13 protein-coding genes are annotated in these 17,189 nt (G+C 63.5%); 7 read left to right on the forward strand and 6 right to left on the reverse strand.

The window, feature by feature from the left end:
• The first annotated feature begins 32 nt into the window (after positions 1-32).
• Together HBO12_RS25095 and HBO12_RS25100 are read left to right on the forward strand one after the other, a co-directional pair.
• Complete coding sequence (locus tag HBO12_RS25095; protein WP_169957171.1) at positions 33-668, forward strand: LysE family translocator; 636 nt, start codon at positions 33-35, stop codon at positions 666-668.
• 118 nt (positions 669-786) lie between these two features.
• Positions 787-1,845: a diguanylate cyclase gene (locus tag HBO12_RS25100; protein WP_169957172.1), complete on the forward strand. Its 1,059-nt coding sequence runs from the start codon at positions 787-789 to the stop codon at positions 1,843-1,845.
• A gap of 61 nt (positions 1,846-1,906) precedes the next feature.
• Here HBO12_RS25100 and HBO12_RS25105 read toward each other — a convergent pair whose 3' ends face one another.
• Both HBO12_RS25105 and HBO12_RS25110 read right to left on the reverse strand, forming a co-directional pair.
• Positions 1,907-4,969: an efflux RND transporter permease subunit gene (locus HBO12_RS25105; protein WP_170043530.1), complete on the reverse strand. Its 3,063-nt coding sequence runs from the start codon at positions 4,967-4,969 to the stop codon at positions 1,907-1,909.
• Between the two features lie 2 nt (positions 4,970-4,971).
• Positions 4,972-6,084, reverse strand: coding sequence for an efflux RND transporter periplasmic adaptor subunit (locus HBO12_RS25110; protein ID WP_170043531.1), 1,113 nt, complete (start codon positions 6,082-6,084; stop codon positions 4,972-4,974).
• Positions 6,085-6,370: 286 nt separating this feature from the next.
• Here HBO12_RS25110 and HBO12_RS25115 point away from each other — a divergent pair, with 286 nt between their 5' ends.
• A complete protein-coding gene (locus tag HBO12_RS25115) occupies positions 6,371-8,311 on the forward strand; it encodes a TonB-dependent receptor domain-containing protein (protein ID WP_170043532.1) in 1,941 nt (646 codons plus the stop codon).
• Here HBO12_RS25115 and HBO12_RS25120 read toward each other — a convergent pair.
• A complete protein-coding gene (locus tag HBO12_RS25120; protein ID WP_170043551.1) occupies positions 8,308-9,624 on the reverse strand; it encodes an ATP-binding protein in 1,317 nt (438 codons plus the stop codon). The two genes, HBO12_RS25115 and HBO12_RS25120, sit on opposite strands and share 4 nt — an antisense overlap.
• A 29-nt stretch (positions 9,625-9,653) precedes the next feature.
• The gene (locus HBO12_RS25125) at positions 9,654-10,391 is read right to left on the reverse strand and encodes a response regulator (protein ID WP_170043533.1); all 738 of its coding nucleotides are present in this window, start codon (positions 10,389-10,391) and stop codon (positions 9,654-9,656) included.
• Between the two features lie 179 nt (positions 10,392-10,570).
• On the opposite strand from HBO12_RS25125, the gene HBO12_RS25130 reads away from it, so the two are divergent.
• The 3 genes from HBO12_RS25130 to HBO12_RS25140 all read left to right on the forward strand — a co-directional run bounded on the left by HBO12_RS25130 (position 10,571) and on the right by HBO12_RS25140 (position 13,501).
• On the forward strand, positions 10,571-11,446 hold the full coding sequence (locus HBO12_RS25130) for a pirin family protein (RefSeq protein ID WP_170043534.1): 876 nt from the start codon (positions 10,571-10,573) through the stop codon (positions 11,444-11,446).
• Between the two features lie 70 nt (positions 11,447-11,516).
• Positions 11,517-12,959 carry a mechanosensitive ion channel family protein gene (locus HBO12_RS25135; RefSeq protein ID WP_169957182.1) on the forward strand — a complete coding sequence of 481 codons (1,443 nt, stop codon included), beginning with the start codon at positions 11,517-11,519 and terminating at the stop codon, positions 12,957-12,959.
• 104 nt (positions 12,960-13,063) lie between these two features.
• The gene (locus tag HBO12_RS25140) at positions 13,064-13,501 is read left to right on the forward strand and encodes a carboxymuconolactone decarboxylase family protein (protein ID WP_169957183.1); all 438 of its coding nucleotides are present in this window, start codon (positions 13,064-13,066) and stop codon (positions 13,499-13,501) included.
• A 142-nt stretch (positions 13,502-13,643) separates the two neighbouring features.
• Here HBO12_RS25140 and HBO12_RS25145 read toward each other — a convergent pair whose 3' ends face one another.
• Positions 13,644-15,806 (reverse strand): TonB-dependent siderophore receptor, encoded by a 2,163-nt coding sequence (locus HBO12_RS25145; protein WP_170043535.1) that lies wholly within the window; start codon positions 15,804-15,806, stop codon positions 13,644-13,646.
• Positions 15,807-15,998: 192 nt separating this feature from the next.
• On the opposite strand from HBO12_RS25145, the gene HBO12_RS25150 reads away from it, so the two are divergent.
• The gene (locus HBO12_RS25150; protein ID WP_170043536.1) at positions 15,999-16,778 is read left to right on the forward strand and encodes an acetoin reductase; all 780 of its coding nucleotides are present in this window, start codon (positions 15,999-16,001) and stop codon (positions 16,776-16,778) included.
• 210 nt (positions 16,779-16,988) lie between these two features.
• Here HBO12_RS25150 and HBO12_RS28250 read toward each other — a convergent pair.
• The coding region (locus HBO12_RS28250) for a hypothetical protein (RefSeq protein ID WP_222932613.1) at positions 16,989-17,189 on the reverse strand (201 nt) is incomplete at its 5' end.

Here is a 17,189-nt window from a genome sequence, read left to right on the forward strand (position 1 = left end):
CAACATTCCTTGCCGCCGTGAAATTACCCACCATGGTCACTGCCCTTACGCTGTCTTCGTTCCTGTATTTCCTGGTGTTGTGCAGCACCCTGGCCTTCAGCCCCGGCCCCATGACCCTGCTGCTGCTGAGCCTGGGGCTCAAGGACGGCCTGCGCCACTCCTTGCCGGCACAGTTCGGGGCCAGTGTGTCGTACCTGATTTCGATCCTGATCTTTGCCGTGGGCTTTTCCGAGCTGATCAAGGGCTACCCGCTGATTACCCAGGGCATCCAACTGGTGGGCGTGGCTTACATTCTGTACCTGGCCTACAAACAGTGGACCAGCAGCGGCGTGCAGATCAACACCAGCGGGCAAGGGCCAGAGACGCCCCGTGGCCTGTTCGGCAAGGGCTTGCTGACCGGCCTGTCCAACCCCAAGGCGATCATTCTGTTCAGCGCAGTGTTCCCGCAGTTTGCCGCCGTGGGGCAGGACAGCGCCGCCGGCGACATCGCGATCCTCGGCCTGACCTTCCTGGTCCTGCAGTTCGCCAGCGGCTGCCTGTATTGCTACTTCGGCCAGCGCATCAAGCATGTGCTCGAGTCGCCGCGCAAGCGTGTGCTGTTGCAGAAGGTCACGGCGGTGTTGCTGCTGGCCGTGGCGATGTTACTGGCCCGTGGATTCTCCAGCTAGGCGCCTGGCGTCAAGGGTTTGGCAAGGTGATGGGCGCCAGGGATAACCCTCTGAGCGGTAGTGGCTATTTGCCGGTCCCCTGATAGACTTCCAGCATTCATCCAGGATCAGCCAGATCATGCCAGCCGCAGGAGGAAAAGGACTTCCGCTCGCCAGACGCCTGTACAAATCGCGGACCCTGGGGCTCACGCTCGGTTTCGTCTGTGTATTGGCCGGCATGTACCCGCTGGATCCGCCAGGCTGGGTCTGGGCCTGGATGCTGCTCAACGCCTTCGCCTGGCCGCACCTGGCCTACCAACTGGCACGCCGCGCCGAAAACTCCCTGCGCGCCGAACGCCGTCATCTATTGGTGGACTCGTTTTGTGGCGGCTTCTGGGTCGGTGCCATGCACTTCAACCCGCTGCCCAGCGTCACCACGCTGTCGATGATGACCATGAACAACGTCGCCATCGGTGGGCTGCGGTTCATGTTGATGGGCTGGGTGGCCCAGGCACTGGGCATCGGGGTGGCGCTGCTGCTGTTCGCCCCGGCCTATATCGCCCTGACCACGCCCGCCCAGCTTTACGCCTGCTTGCCGATCCTGATGCTCTATCCGCTGGCCCTGGGCTGGATCTGTTATCGCCAGGCCATCACGCTGGCCCGGCACAAGCGTGAACTACTGGCCCTGAGCCGCACCGACAGCCTGTCCGGCCTGCTCAACCATGGCGCCTGGAAAGACCACCTGGAAATCGAGTTCGAACGCTGCCGGGGCGGCCAGCAGGGCGCTGCGATTGCCCTGATCGATATCGACCATTTCAAGATCATCAACGACACCTACGGTCACGTCACCGGCGACATCGTGCTGCGCCAACTGAGCAAGATCCTGCGCCAGAACCTGCGCGCCACCGACCTGGCCGGGCGCTACGGCGGCGACGAATTCTGCGTGATCCTGCCGGACATGCCCCTGGGCCACGCCACCGAAGTGATGGACGCACTACGCGACCGCTTCAGCTCCCTGGGCTACGCCCAGGATCCGACCTTGCGCGCCAGCCTGAGCATTGGCCTGGCGCCGTATCAAGCGTCCCACGGTGATGCGACCAGTTGGTTGAATGATGCCGACCAGGCGTTGTATGAGGCCAAGAGTAGCGGGCGCAATCGGGTGCGTTCGGTGCAGGGCGGGTGGGTGCGGTCGGTTTGAACTGCCGGATTTGAATCCGCGCTCAGCGCGCCAGCGGCGGCCCGCCCGCACCCAGGGGTTTTTATGATGTGTGCAGGGTTGTCGTGCGCCCCAATACCAAACTGCACAGCGCCGGCAAGAACAGCAGCGTCAATAACGTCCCCACCAACACCCCGCCAATCAGCACATACGCCAGGGACGACCAGAACACCGACAAGGTCAGCGGAATAAACGCCAACGCTGCCGCCAGCGCGGTCAAGATCACCGGCCGCGCGCGGCGTACGGTGGCTTCGACGATCGCTTCGCCACTTGCCATGCCCTGTTCCTGGTTCTGGCGGATCTGGTCGGTGAAGATCAGGGTGTTGCGCATCAGGATCCCGCCAATCCCGATCAGGCCCAGGATCGCATTGAAGCCAAACGGCTGGTTGAACAGCAGCAAGGTCGGCACCGCGCCGATCAAGCCCAGCGGGGCGGTGGCGAAGACCATCAACATCACGCCGAACGAGCGCACCTGGAACATGATCACCGTGAGGGTCAGCAGGATCATGATCGGGAACAGTGCCGCCAGGGCCACGTTGGCCTTGGCGCTTTCTTCCACCGGGCCGCCGATGTCCAGGCGATAGCCGGCCGGCAGTCGCGCGATCAGGGGTTGCAGGTCTTTGTAGACAGCCATTTCCACATCGGGCGGTTGCACGCCGTCGACGATGTCGGCGCGCACTTCGACGGTGCTCGCGCGGTTGCGACGCTTGAGGATCGGCTCTTCCATCACCGCCTGGAAATGCCCGACCTGGGCCAGGGGCACCGACACCCCGGCGCTGTTGGTCAGGGTCATGTTGTCGAGGTTGCCGAGGTCTTCACGCTGGCTGCCCTGGGCGCGGGCCACCACCGACACGGTGCGGTTGCCTTCGCGCACTTCAGTGATGGGGTTGCCGCTGAGCAGGGCGTTGAGCTGGGATTTCACTTCGTTGGGGGTGAAACCCAGCAGGCGCAGGCGATCCTGGTCCAGCACCAGGCGATAACCGCTGCTGCGCTCGCCCCAATCGAGGAACGCGTCCTTGGTCAGGCGGTTGGCGGCAACCACCTGGCGCACTTCCTCGGACAGGCTGCGCAACACGTTCACGTCGGGGCCAGACACGCGAAACACCACCGGGAAGGGCACCGGCGGGCCGAACAGCAATTGCGTGACCCGCACCCGCGCGGCGGGGAATTCGCCGCTGGCGATACGCTCGCGCATACGCAGTTTCAAGGCGTCCCGGGCATGGGCGTCGGGGGTTTGTACGATCAGCTTGGCGAACGCCGGGTCGGGTAACTCGGGGTTCAGCGACAGGAAAAACCGTGGTGCACCGCCGCCCACATAGGTATCGACCATGCGGGTCTGCGGCTCTTGCAGCAGCGCCTTTTCCAACTGCGCCGCCACCGCCTCGGTGCTTTTGAAGGCACTGCCCGGCGGCATATACACCTCCAGAATCAGCTCGGAGCGGTCGGAGTTGGGGAAGAACTGCTTCTTCACCACGCCCAGGCCCAAGCCGCACAGTACAAAGGCCGACACCACCAGCCCGGTCACCAGCCAGCGCCGGCGCACGCAGGTTTGCACCAGGTGGCGCAGTTTCTGGTACCAGGGGCCGGCGTAAATCGCGTCGTGGCCGCCGGGCACCGGCTTGATATTGGGCAGCAGCTTGACCCCCAGGTACGGGGTAAACACCACCGCCACCAACCAGGAGGCGATCAGGGCAAAGCCGACGATCCAGAAGATATTGCCGGCATACTCACCCGCGCCCGAACGGGCAAAACCCACCGGCAGAAAGCCGATGATCGTCACCAGGGTACCGGTCAGCATCGGTGCGGCGGTGGAGCTCCAGGCGAAGGTGGCAGCATGGATGCGGTCGAAACCTTCTTCGAGTTTGACCACCATCATCTCAATGGCAATGATCGCGTCGTCCACCAGCAGGCCCAGGGAAATGATCAGCGCACCGAGGGTGATGCGGTCAAATTCGCGGCCGGTCAGCAGCATGATCACAAACACCATGGACAGGGTCAGCGGCACGGCTGCCGCCACCACCAAACCGACACGAAAGCCCAGGGCCAGCAGGCTGATGACCATCACCACGGCCAGGGCGACGAAGAATTTGAGCATGAACTCATCGACCGCCAGGCTGATGTTTTTCGCCTGGTCGGAGACTTTTGCGAAGTTGACACCCAAGGGCAGGTCCGCCTGGATTTTGCCCTCCTGGGCCTTGAGGCTCTTGTCCAGGTCCAGGCCGTTCCAGTGTTTCTCCATGATGATGCCCAGCATCAAGGCCGGGTCGCCCTGGTGCCGGATACGGTAGCTGGGCGGGTCTTCATAGCCACGGCTGACGGTGGCGACATCGGCGATGCGCAACACTTTGCCGTCCACCGGCAGCGGCACGTTCTCGATCAGCGCCAGGCTGTCGAAGGCGCCGTCGATACGGATATAGGCGCGGGGGCCGGCGGTTTCGACAAACCCCGACGGCGCCACGGCGTTTTGTGCGGCGAGGGCGGTGAAGATCTGCTCGGGCTTGATCCCCAGGGTCGCCAGGCGCTCATAGGAAAACTCGACAAACACCCGCTGCGCCTGTTCGCCGAGAATATTGACCTTCTTCACCCCTGGCAGCCTGAGGAAGTCCTGGCGCATTGTTTCGGCCATCTGCACCTGCTGGCGATGGGGCAGGTGTTGGGCTTCCAGGGCGTACAGGGCGAAGTACACATCGGAATATTCATCGTTGAAGAATGGCCCGATCACGCCCTTGGGCAGTTTGGCAGCCTCGTCGCTGAGTTTTTTGCGGGTCTGGTAGAACAGGTCCTGGATTTCATTGGGGCGCGTGGACTCGAGGAAGGTCATGCGCATCGACACAAACCCCGGTTGGGCGATGGTTTCCACGCGATCGTAGTAGTCCAGTTCCTGTAGGCGCTTTTCCAGGCGGTCGGCCACTTGTTCCTGCATCTCCTGGGCCGTGGCACCGGGCCAGGCGGCGGTGATGGTCATGACCTTGACGGTGAACAGCGGGTCTTCGGCGCGCCCCAGCTTGGCGAAGGAAAAAATCCCCGCGGCGAGGATCGCCAGGATCAGGAACAGCGTGACGGCGCGGTGCTTGACCGCCAGGGCGGAAAGGTTGAGGCCATGCATGCTCAAGGTTCCTGGCGGCGATTGAGGGTCAGTGCCTGGGCGGGCAACAGGCGTACGCTGTCCCCTGGGTGCAGCAGGTGCGCACCGAGGGCGACGATCAGTTGGTCGGGGCTGACCCCGCCGCAAAGCAGGGCGTCTTCCTGGCCCAGGCTGGCCACCGTGACCGGGGCGAAGCTGACTTTGTCATCCGCGCCAATCAGCCACACGCCGGTTCCGTTACCCGCATCGTGCAGGGCGCCGATCGGCACGCGGGTGTGTGGCGGCTGGCCGTTGCCTTGTAGGCGCAGGGTGATGGTGGAACCGAGGGCGAAACGCTCAACCCTGCCGTGCAGCACATAGCGCGCGCGGTAGGTGCGGGTGACGGGATCGGCGCTGGCCGACAGTTCGCGCAGGGTTGCGTTGACGGCCTGGTCCGGCGCGCCGAACGGCAGGGCCAGGGCTTTTTGCGAGGCGCGGTCGCGCAGGTTTTCCGGCAGGTGGATGATCGCTTCCCGTGCGCCGTCGTGGGCCAGGCGCGCGACGATCTGCCCTTCGGCCACCACCTGCCCGCGTTCCACCCGCACATCGGTGATCACCCCGTCGCCATCGGCCCGCAGCACCGAGTAGGTGCGACGGTTTTCGATCTGGCTGGCATCCGACTGGGCGGCGGCGAGCTGCGCTTGAGCGACCTGCAGGTTAGTCGCGGCCTGGTCGAAAATCTGCCGTGATACCGCGCCGGTACTGGCCAGGCGTTGATAGCGGTTGGCGTCATCGCGGCGCTGGCGCAGTTGCGCCTGGGCGGCGTTGACGCGGTTTTTTGCCGAGCGCAGTGCCAGCTCGAAGTCGCCGATATCCAGGACCAGCAGGGTGTCGCCCCGGGACACATGCTGGCCGGGATCGACCTTGCGTTCGATCACCTTGCCGCTGACCCGAAAACCCAGGTCACTTTCGGTACGCGCCGCGACCACCCCGGTATAGGCATTCTGCTGGCTGGCGGCGGCTTCGACTTTGGCCGCCAGCACCGGGCGCGCAGGGGCGGCGTTGGCGCTGGGGTCGGCCTGGCTGTTGCAGCCGCTGAGCAGGATCAACAGCGCCAGGGGCGGGAAAAGGCGGTGAAGGGGAGGGCGTGGGCTCATTTCAGGCTCCTGGTGGCGCTGAGTGAATAAAATTACGTTCGTAATATTTGAAGAATATTACGACCGAAATATCATTTAAGCCAGCCCTCGATCAGGTTTTGTACGAGTCGGCTTGCCGGCGATCGCGGTGTATCAGTCGATAAATCCATTGGCGGGCCCGCCGCCATCGCTGGCAAGCCAGCGCCTACAAAAGCGCATGCGGGTGCAGTTGTCACACTTTGTCCAAGTTATCCGGGTGTAGATGATTACGATTCTCTTTTGAGATAAATCCTGAAGGTCTACGCCCATGCTTCCTGCTTTTCGTTTTGCGCCGCTGGCCCTGCTGGTGGCTGGCAGTCTCAACGCTCACGCCGATGAGCCTGCGTCACTGCAACTCAATGAGGTGGTGGTGACCGCCTCGGGCTTTGCACAGAATGTCGAAGACGCGCCGGCCTCGGTCACGGTGATCGATGGCGAGGCCTTGCGCCGCAAGTCGTACCGCGACCTGGGCGATGCGGTGCGGGATGTCGAGGGCGTCACGGTGAATGGCGGGGCCAATGAAACCGACATCTCGATCCGTGGCATGCCCGCCGACTACACGCTGATCATGGTCGACGGCAAACGCCAGAGCGCCCGGGAGTCGCGGGTCAATGGCAACAGTGGCTACGAGCAGAGCTTTGTGCCGCCGGCGGCCGCCATCGAGCGCATCGAAGTGGTGCGCGGGCCGATGTCGTCGCTGTACGGTTCCGATGCCATCGGCGGGGTGATCAACGTGATCACGCGCAAGGTGTCGCCGCAGTGGGGCGGCTCCATTGGCTATGACTACTCGGCCCGCCAGCACAGCGACCAGGGCAATGCGCGCCAGACCCAGTTCTACCTCAGCGGCCCGCTCAAGGAAGACCTGCTCGGCTTACAGGTGTGGGGCCGTTACCTCGACCGCCAGGCCGATGACGATATTGAGCAGACCAATGGCTTCAGTAAAGCCGATCACCGCGACCTCACCGCGCGCCTGGCCTTCACCCCGGGCATCGACCACGACATTCTTCTTGAAGCCGGCGCCACGCGCCTGAAAAACGGCGATGGGATCAGCGCCAACTGGGCCACCCGCGAGCAGGAAAACAACCGCGATCACTGGTCGCTGTCGCACCAGGGCCGCTGGGGCTGGGCCACCTCGGACATTGCCTTTGCCCAGGAAACTTCCACCCGCGAAGGCCGCGCCACGCCGGCCCAAACCGATATTTTCGGACGCAAGCCCGAGGTCAAGAACAGTGTGTTCGACGCCAAGTTGGTGGTGCCCACGGCCCATAACGTCAGCACCGTGGGCATGCAGTGGAACGACAGCCAGCTGACCGACTGGAACCAGGGCCTGGGCGACCGTGTGGACTACGAGTTCTCGGTGGTGCAAAAAGCCCTGTTTGCCGAGAACGAATGGTCGGTCACCGATAGCTTCGCCCTGACCACCGGCCTGCGCCTGGATCATCACGAAGAATACGGTGCCCATGTCAGCCCACGGCTGTATGGGGTGTGGCGCGCCAGCGAGCAGTGGACGTTCAAGGGCGGCATCGCCCGTGGCTTCAAGGCCCCGGAGATCCGCGCGGTGGTGGCGGACTACGCCTACCTGCGGCGCAACCGTTTCGTGATGTTCGGCAACCCCGACCTCAAGCCGGAAACCAGCACCAACTACGAAATCTCGGCGCTGTGGAGCAACCGTGACGATCTGTCGGCGGGCGCGACCCTGTTCTACAACGACTTCCAGGACAAACTGTCCACCGTCACCACCGACCAGCGCTGGAACGGCTACACCATCATGGAGCGGGTCAACGTCGACAAGGCGATCATCCAGGGCGTGGAGCTCAACGGCCAATGGGATATCAACCCCAGCGTGCTGCTCAAGGCCAACTACACCTACACCGATTCCGAACAGAAAACCGGTGCCAACGCTGGCGCGCCCCTGGCCTTGACCCCCAAGCAAAAGGCCAATGTGCGTAGCGAATGGAGTATCAACGACCGCGCCCAGGCCTGGGCTTCGTTGAGCTATTACGGTGAGGAAACCGGTAACACCATCACCAGTGAAAAACCGGCGCCGGGCTACACCACCGCCGACCTGGGCGGCTCCTTTGATGCGACCGAATCCCTGACCCTCAATGCCTCCCTCAACAACCTGGCCAACAAGCGCCTGGACGACGAGACCTACGGCACCGTGAACTACGGGCGCACCTTGTGGATGGGGGCCACGCTCAACTTCTAAGGCGCTGCAGGCAACCGCACCACCGCGCAGAGACCTGCCGGTGGGCGGTTCTCCAAGAGCAGTTCGCCGCCATGGGCCTGGATGCACGACCGTGCAATCGCCAGGCCCAACCCCAGGCCACCGCCGCTGGCGCCCAGCTGTACGAAGGGTTCGAACACCTTGTTCAGCCAGTCCTGGGGCAGGCCGCTGCCATGGTCGAGAATCTCCACGCACAGCACCCCCGTGTCCTCGTGCTTGAGGCTGATACAGGCATCGCCGCCATGTTTGACCGCGTTGTCGATCAGGTTGGCCAGGGCGCGCTTGAGCGCCAGCGGCCGGCAATCGAGCAGCAGCGGCGGGGCGCCCAGCCAGGTCACTGGTTGTTGCAGGCGCCGGTAACGCTTGGCCAGGTCATCCAGTAATGCGCTCAACGAGGTTCGGCGGGTGGCTTCCTGCACGGCGTCGTCGCGCACGAAGTTCAGGGTTTCGCGCACCATGGCGCTCAGCTCGCCGAGGCTGTCGAGCATGTCGTCCCGCTCAGGGCCTGGCTCCAGCAACTCAACCTGCAAGCGCAGTTCGGTGAGCGGGGTGTTGAGGTCATGACTGATCGCCGCCAACATCCGCGTGCGCCCTTCGACATGCCGCGCCAGGTTGGCCTGCATGGTGTTGAAGGCGGTGGTCAAGTCACGGGCTTCCTGGGGGCCGCTCAAGGGCAGCGGTGCGATCCATTCGCCCCGGCTGACCCGTTCGGTGGCCTGGGCCAGGGTTTTCACCGGGCGCACCACCCGCGCGATGAAAAACATCACGATCAGCAGCACCGGCACCGTGGTCACCGGCAGGCTGTAGGCCAATACGCGGCCCCATTCATACGCCCCGGCGGGATGCTGCAGCGCATTCAGGTACTGGCCGTTCGGCAGGGCGATGCTGCTGCGCAACCGCAAGGGCGCCCAGCCGGCGGGGCTGAACACATGGGTGCGGGCGTTGGCGCCGCTGATGCGTTCCAACTGCATGCCGATGGGCACGTCTGGCGGCAGTTGCAGGTGTTGGCGCAGTTCGTTGGCCAGGCGGCGTTCTTCGGGGCGCAGTTCAAACGGCTCGACTTCGGCCCGGGGGGCGATCCAGAAACGTGCGTTCTCGGTGTTCATCGCGGCCAACAGGTGCGCCGGCTCTTCGCCGCCCAGGCCGGCGGCATGGTGTGCGATCACCAGGCGTTCCAGGCTGAAACTGCGCGACAGCGGGTGGATCAGGCTGCCGGTGCGTTGCAGGAACAGCATGGCGATGGCGTTGGAGGCCAGCAGCGCCAGCAGCAACAACAGGCTCAGTTGCTGCACCAGGGTGCGCGGCCATAGGCGGCGCCAGCGGTTCAAGCGGCGCACGGGGTGACGTCGGCCGCCAGCAGGTAGCCGCCGCCCCAGATGGTGCGCAACAGGTCCGCCGCCGCGCCGTCGTGGGCCAGTTTGCGGCGCAGGCGGCTGACCTGGCGGTCGATGGTGCGGTCACTGACATCACTGTCGGCGGCGGCGGTCAGGTCGATCAGGCGCTCGCGGGGCAACAGGGTGTTGGGATGATCGAGGAACACTTGCAGCAGCCGGCTTTCGGCGGTGCTCAGTTGGATCGGCGGGCAGCCTGCGCGGGTCAGCAGTGCGCTGATGGCGCTGAAGTGCCAGCCGGCGAAGCCGTAGCTGCGGCTGGCCGGCGCCATGGGGGCCTGGCTGCGGCCCTGGCGGCGCAGCACGCTGTGGATGCGCGCCACCAGCTCACGGGGTTCGAAGGGCTTGGTGATGTAGTCGTCGGCGCCCAGGTCCAGGCCGCGAATGCGGTCGGCGGCGGCATCGCGGGCGGTCAACAGGATCACCGGGGTGTTGCTGCGCCGATGCAGTTGGTTGCACAGCTCAAAACCGTCGCCATCGGGTAGCAGCACATCCAGCACGATCACATCGAAGGCCTGGGTCTTGAGCAGTTGCCACATGCCCGCTGCATCTTCAGCGGTGCGCACCTCGAAGGTGTGGCGACGCAAATAGATGGCCAGCGGCTCGCGGATCTTGCGGTGGTCGTCCACCACCAGGACGCGCGGCGCTACAGGCGCAGGGGCAAATGGCATGGCGGCCCTCGGGAGAGTTGAGCGGGAGAACGGGGATATTACTACGAGTCATTATCATTCACGTATTTTATGACACGCCGCCATTAAGTCGTCCCATGTATGGAACGATGCGAGCCAAATCCGCTGTCTACCGCCTTATTGGTATTGGAATTAAGGTGTATGCACATTGGAGGACCCTCATGAAAAACATCATCGGTATCTACACCAGCCCACGCAGCCACTGGGTAGGCGACGGTTTCCCGGTTCGCACGCTGTTTTCCTACGACACCATGGGCAAGCACATCAGCCCGTTCCTGCTGCTGGACCACGCCGGCCCGGCGGATTTCACCCCCACCACCCAGCGGCGAGGCGTAGGCCAGCATCCCCATCGCGGCTTTGAAACCGTGACCATCGTCTACGAAGGCGAAGTCGAGCACCGTGATTCCACCGGCGCCGGCGGCACCATCGGCCCGGGCGATGTGCAGTGGATGACTGCGGCCAAAGGGATCCTGCACGAGGAGTTCCATTCCCAAGCCTTCGCCAAACGGGGCGGGGCCCTGGAAATGGTGCAACTGTGGGTCAACCTGCCGGCCAAGGACAAAATGAGCGAGGCCGGCTACCAGACCATCGTCGACGGCGATATCCCGTCGTTGCCCCTGGCCAATGGCGCCGGCAGCCTGCGCCTGATCGCCGGTGAGTTCGCGGGCCGCACAGGGCCGGCGCGCACCTTCACGCCGATTGACGTGTGGGACCTGCGCCTCAACGGCGGCAAGGCCGTGACCCTGGACCTGCACGCCGGGCGCAATACCGCGCTGGTGGTGCTCAAAGGCACCGTGCAAGTCAACGGTCAGGAACTGGCACGCGAAGGGCAATTGGTGCTGTTCGAGCGTGATGGCGCGCAGATCAGCCTGGAGTCCAACGCCGACGCCATGGTGCTGCTGCTCAGTGGTGAACCCATCGACGAGCCCATCGTCGGTCACGGCCCGTTCGTGATGAACACCGAGCAAGAGATTCACCAGGCCTTCGCCGACTTCCAGTCTGGCCAGTTCGGCCAAATGCACGGCGCCTCCCGCTGATTGGGGGGGCCCTATACCCGCCAACGCCATTTCATGCGATCTTCAGGGCATTCGCCCTGGAGTCGCCTGGATGCTGTCTTTCATCTCCGCTCACCCGATGCTGTGCGCCCTGGCGCTGATCCTTATCGATATCGTCGTCTGGCGTCTGTTTTCAGCCAGTTCCGGCAACTGGAAACTGATCGCGCGCCTGGGCATCTTCGCCGTGTTCAGTGCCGTGCTGTTCAACGACGGCATGAACCCCATGCAACTGGCGCCCTATGCCGACAACACCCCACTGCACCTGGCCGCCACGGCCTTGCAGATCGGCTGGTGGTTGTTCGCCGCGCGCACCCTGACGGTGTTGCTCGGGGCCTTGATGATGCAGCGGGTCGGCCACACCGGGCGCTTGCTGCAAGACCTGATGGGCGCGGTGATTTTCCTGATCGCGATCATCGCGGCCATGGCCTACGTGCTCGACCTGCCGGTCAAGGGCGTGCTGGCCACCTCCGGCGCGGTGGCGATCATCGTCGGCCTGGCGCTGCAAAGTACTTTGAGCGACGTGTTCTCCGGGATTGTGCTCAACACCACCAAGCCCTACCAACTGGATGACTGGATCTCCATCGACGGCACCGAAGGCCGGGTGACGGATATCGACTGGCGCGCCACGCGCCTGCAAACCTCCCAGGGCAGCATGGCGGTGATCCCCAACTCGCTGGCGGCCAAGGCCAAGATCATCAATTTCTCGCGCCCGGCCGACATGTTCGGCCTGGCGGTGAGCCTGCAAGTCAGCCCTCACGCGCGCCCGCAAACGGTATTGGAAGCCCTGGAACGGGCCATGCAAGGTTGCCGGCAATTGCTGGCCAAGCCGGCGCCGAGTGTGGCGTTCAAGACCTCCACCGGGGGTGGCGTGGAATATGAAATCAGCGGCTTTGTGCCGGCCATGGCCCTCAAGCGCGAGGTGCGCAACCAGCTTTATGACCTGGCCTACCGGCATTTGCAGGCGGCCGGCGTAAGCCTGTTGTCCAGCGCCGAAAGCCCGACCTCGCCGGCCACCACGCCCGCACGTGCACTGCTGGAAAGCTCGAATATCTTCTCGACCCTGCGCCAGGAAGAGAAGGAAACCTTCAGCCAGAACATGACCCTGCACACCTTCCGCGCCGGCGAGATGATCCTGCCGACCGGGGAGGTCAGCGATCACCTGTTTATTATTGAGTCCGGGGTGGTTTCGGTGATGCTGGTCAAGGCCGGGCACAAATTCGAAGCCGGGCGCATGGGGCCGGGCGAGGTGATTGGCGAAGCGGGGATTCTGGGGGAGCAAAGCGTGCCCGCGGACTTTGTGGCCAAGACCTACTGCACCCTCTATCGCATCGAAAAGGAATACCTCAAGCCGTGCCTGGACGCGCGCCACGACATCAGCGAGGCCATGCAGAACCTCCTGGATTTCCGCCTGCACGCCGCCCAGCACCTGACCCAGGACGCACCCATCGTGCCGGTGAAAAAGGGCTTCTTGCATTGGCTGCGCAGCCGGGCCTGAAGCGCCTGGCATTGGCTACCTGTTCTTCGTCAGGATTGGCTATTTGTGCGAGGCAGTGGGGTGATTAAGCTGGGCGCCAATTCCCACTGTCCAGGAGTCACACAATGCACGCCCGCACCGATTTCTACACCGCGTCCCCTGACGCCATGAAAGCCATGCTCGCCCTGGAAGCCGCCGTCGGCAAACTGTCCATTGAACTGCCGCTGCTCGAACTGGTACGCCTGCGCGTCTCCCAGATCAACGGCTGCGCCTTCTGCCTGGACATGCATACCGCCGATGCACGCAAGGGCGGCGAGACCGAACGGCGCCTGTGCACCCTCTCGGCCTGGCGCGAAACGCCGTTCTTCACCCCGCGCGAGCGTGCCGCCCTGGCCTGGGCCGAAAGCTTGACGCTGATCAGCCAGACCCACGCGGCGGATGAAGATTATGCGTTGCTCAATGCCGAGTTCAGCGCCGCCGAGCAGGTTGACCTGAGCGTGGCCATCGCCACCATCAACAGCTGGAACCGCCTGGCGGTGGGCTTTCGCAAGATGCCCAAGTAACGACATTCAAGGGTAGGCGTTGGCCAATGTAGGAGCTGGCTTGCCTGCGATGCAGGCGCCTCGGTGATCCAGCAATACCGAGGTGATGCCATCGCAGGCAAGCCAGCTCCTACACAGGTCAGGTTTCACATTGGGTCGGGGGTTAGAAGTTGATGGAAGCACTCAGGCGCGCCGTCAATGGTGCGCCCTGGAACAGGTAGTCATCGCCCATGTATTCGCCCGCATCACGCCAGTAGCGCTTGTCGAACAGGTTGTCGATGCTCAGGCGCAACACCGTTTCATAGCCATCGACTTTGGTGGTGTAGCGGCTGCCGACGTTGACCAGCGCATAATCCCCCACTTCCACATTGCCGGTGCGGTTGGCGTTCTTGCTGGCGCTGTATTGCACGCCGCCGAGCACTGCCAGGCCGTTGACCCAGGGCAGGGCGTAGTCGGCGTACACACTGGCGCGCAGCTTGGGCACGTTGATTGTCTGGTGATCTTCGTACTGCGGGGTGCCGCTGCCGTTCACCCGTGCGCGAATCGCCGCCACGCTGGTGGCGATCTGCAGACGCTCGGTGGCCCAGCCGTTGGCGGACAGTTCCAGCCCGGTGTTTTTCTGCTGGCCCTGCTGCACGTAGGTGAAGGTCCCGGCGCTGTCTGGCTTGGCGTACTGGTAGGCCTGGCGCGTCTGGAACACTGCGGCGGCGAAGCTGATGCGGCGCCAGTCGTATTTCACCCCGGCTTCGATCTGCCGCGAGACGGTCGGCGCGAGGATTTCCCCATCGTTGTTCGCATACCACGGTGCCTCACCGCCCAGTGACAGGCCCTTGCTGTAGCTGGTGTACAACGAGATGTTTTCCACTGGCTTGTAGATCAGCGCAGCGTTGGGCAGGAACTCGTACCGCTGGGTGTGACGCTCCTGCACGCCATTTTGATCGAAAGATTTTTCATCCAGGCGCACTTCGCGGCCACCGAGCACGGTTTGCCATTGCTCGTTGAAACTGATGCGGTCGGTGACGAACAACCCGTACTGGCGGCTGTCGAGGCGCCGGTGGCTGTCGTTCAGGGGCTTGTCGGTGGGCGGGAAAGTTTCCGGGTCCTGATCGATATTGCCGCTGCCGACGTATTCATTGACTGACTTGCGCTTGTCGATCACCCGGCGAAAAGCGCTGGTGCCGAAGGTCAGTTCATGGCTCAGGCCGGCCGTGCTGAACAGGCCGGTCATGGCCGCCTGGACTTCATCATTGCGCCGGGTGTCGTCGGGGCTGCGGTAGTCAGCGATATCGTAGTTGCCTTCCGGGCTGAAGTAGTTCGGCACTTTGACGCCTTCGCAGCTGGGGGAGCCGTAGCAACCCCAGGCAAACGAACTGTAGTCATCAATCACCACCTTGCTGCGGGTCGCGCTGACGCTGCCTTTCCACTGGTCACTGAAGCGGTACTCGAACTTGCCGTTGAGGTTCAGCGACTCGATGCCTACCTGCTTGGCGCCGCTCTGGTGGCCGAGCAGTTTTTTCGGTGAGGCGTCGTGGGGCACTTCGGTGCCGCCGAGCAACTGGTAGCCGGGCACCGAGCGCTGTTGTTTGTCCTGGTATTCGGCATCCAGTTGCAGCACGGCGTCGGGGCTGATGTTCCAGTCGAAGGCCAGGGACACAAAGTCCCGCTGGCCATTGGCGTGCTCGACATAGGAATTGAGGTCTTCATGGGCGACGTTGGCGCGCAGGCCAAATTGCTGCTCGCTGCCAAACCAGCCGCCGACGTCGGTGGCGATATAGCCGCTGCCGCGATCATCGGTGGATACCGTGACCGAGCGCACGTCTTCCGGGCGCTTGGTCACGTAGTTGATCACGCCGCTGGGCTCGGAAATCCCACTTTGCAGGCCCGACAGGCCCTTGAGCAACTCCACCCGCTGCTTGTTTTCCAGGGCCACGTTCTGCTCGCCGGTGATGGTGCGGCCGTTGATCTTGTAGCTGCTGGCGGCATTCAGGGAAAAGCCCCGGACCACGAAATTTTCGTAGTAGCCAATCGGTGCGTAGCTTTCGCCCACCGAGGCGTCGTTGCGCAGCACTTCGCTGAGCAGGCGTGCCTGCTGGTCCTTGATCAGCGCGGCATTGATCACGGTGATCGAGGCCGGGGTGTCGAGCAGCGGCGCCTCATCGAAGCCGCCGACCGACGCGCTTTGCGCACGATAACCGGACTCATCCTGGCCCTGGATGGTCAGCGCCGGCAGTTCCAGCTCAGCCGCCAGGCTGTTGCCAATGCCGCCGCTGAGCAGCAGGCCGAGGGCCAAATGTGAGGTGACGACGGGGCGAAAACGCAAAACCATGGGGGCAAGGCCTTAAAGCGCGGGGCGGGGGCGCATAAGCTAGGCATAAGTGCGCGTCTTTACAAGTACTCGCCTTGGCCCGGCTGCTTGAGACGTTGCGTCTCAAGCCCCACGCCAATCCGTCCGGGCCTCGACAGCGTGACCCCGCACCTGCGATAGACAAGGCTTCGTTTATCGTTGCAGGAGATCATCATGGGTATCGCTGGAAAAGTTGCACTGGTGACCGGTGCCGGGCAAGGCATTGGCCGGGCCATCGCCCTGCGCCTGGCGCGGGACGGGGCGGATATTTCCCTGGTCGACATCAATGGCGCCAAGCTCGAAGCCGTGGCGGCCGAGGTGGTGGCACTTGGGCGCAAGGCCTCGGTGTTCATCGCCGACGTGTCCAAGCGTGAACAGGTGGTCGCGGCGGTCGAGCATGCGCACCAGACCCTGGGTGGCTTTGACATCATCGTCAACAACGCCGGGGTGGCGCAGATCGATTCGCTGCTGGACGTGACCCCGGAACAGGTCGAACGCACCCTGGGCATCAACGTGCAGGGCGTGTTGTGGGGCATCCAGGCTGCCGGCAATAAGTTCAAGGCGCTCAAGCAGAAGGGCAAGATCATCAACGCCTGCTCGATTGCCGGGCATGAAGGCTTTGCCCTGCTGGGCGTGTACTCGGCGACCAAGTTTGCCGTGCGCGCCCTGACCCAGGCGGCGGCCAAGGAACTGGCAAGCGCCGGGGTGACGGTGAATGCCTATTGCCCAGGCGTGGTGGGCACCGATATGTGGGTCGAGATCGACAAGCGCATGGCCGAGATTACCGGCGCGCCAGTGGGGGCAACGTACAAGAAGTACGTGGATGGGATTGCCCTGGGCCGTGCAGAAACGCCGGAGGATGTGGCGGGGCTGGTGGCTTACCTGGCCGGCCCGGATTCGGACTACATGACCGGGCAGGCGCCGTTGATCGACGGTGGCCTCGTGTACCGCTAACCCCCAGACTCGACTCGGTAAAAAATGTGGGAGCGGGCTTGGATCTTCGTACATTGAGCACCGTGTGCATTCTGCGGTGGCAGTGAAATGCAATCCTCCAATCCCTGAGGATCAAGGTGGGAGCTGTCGAGCCCCAGCGAGGCTGCGATGGCGGCGGCATTGCTGGGATTGATGTTGGCTGACCCACCGCTATCGCTGGCAAGCCAGCTCCTACATTGGATCTTCAGTACATTGAGTACCGTGTGCATCCTGCGGTGGCAGTGAAATGCAATCTTCCAAACCCTGAAGATCAATGTAGGAGCTGTCGAGCCTCGGCGAGGCTGCGATGGCGGCGGCATTGCTGGGATTGATGTTGGCTGACCCACCGCTATCGCTGGCAAGCCAGCTCCTACATTGGATCTTCAGTGCATT

The sequence above is a fragment of the Pseudomonas sp. WS 5059 genome (genome assembly GCF_012985525.1).
Classification (GTDB): Bacteria; Pseudomonadota; Gammaproteobacteria; order Pseudomonadales; family Pseudomonadaceae; genus Aquipseudomonas.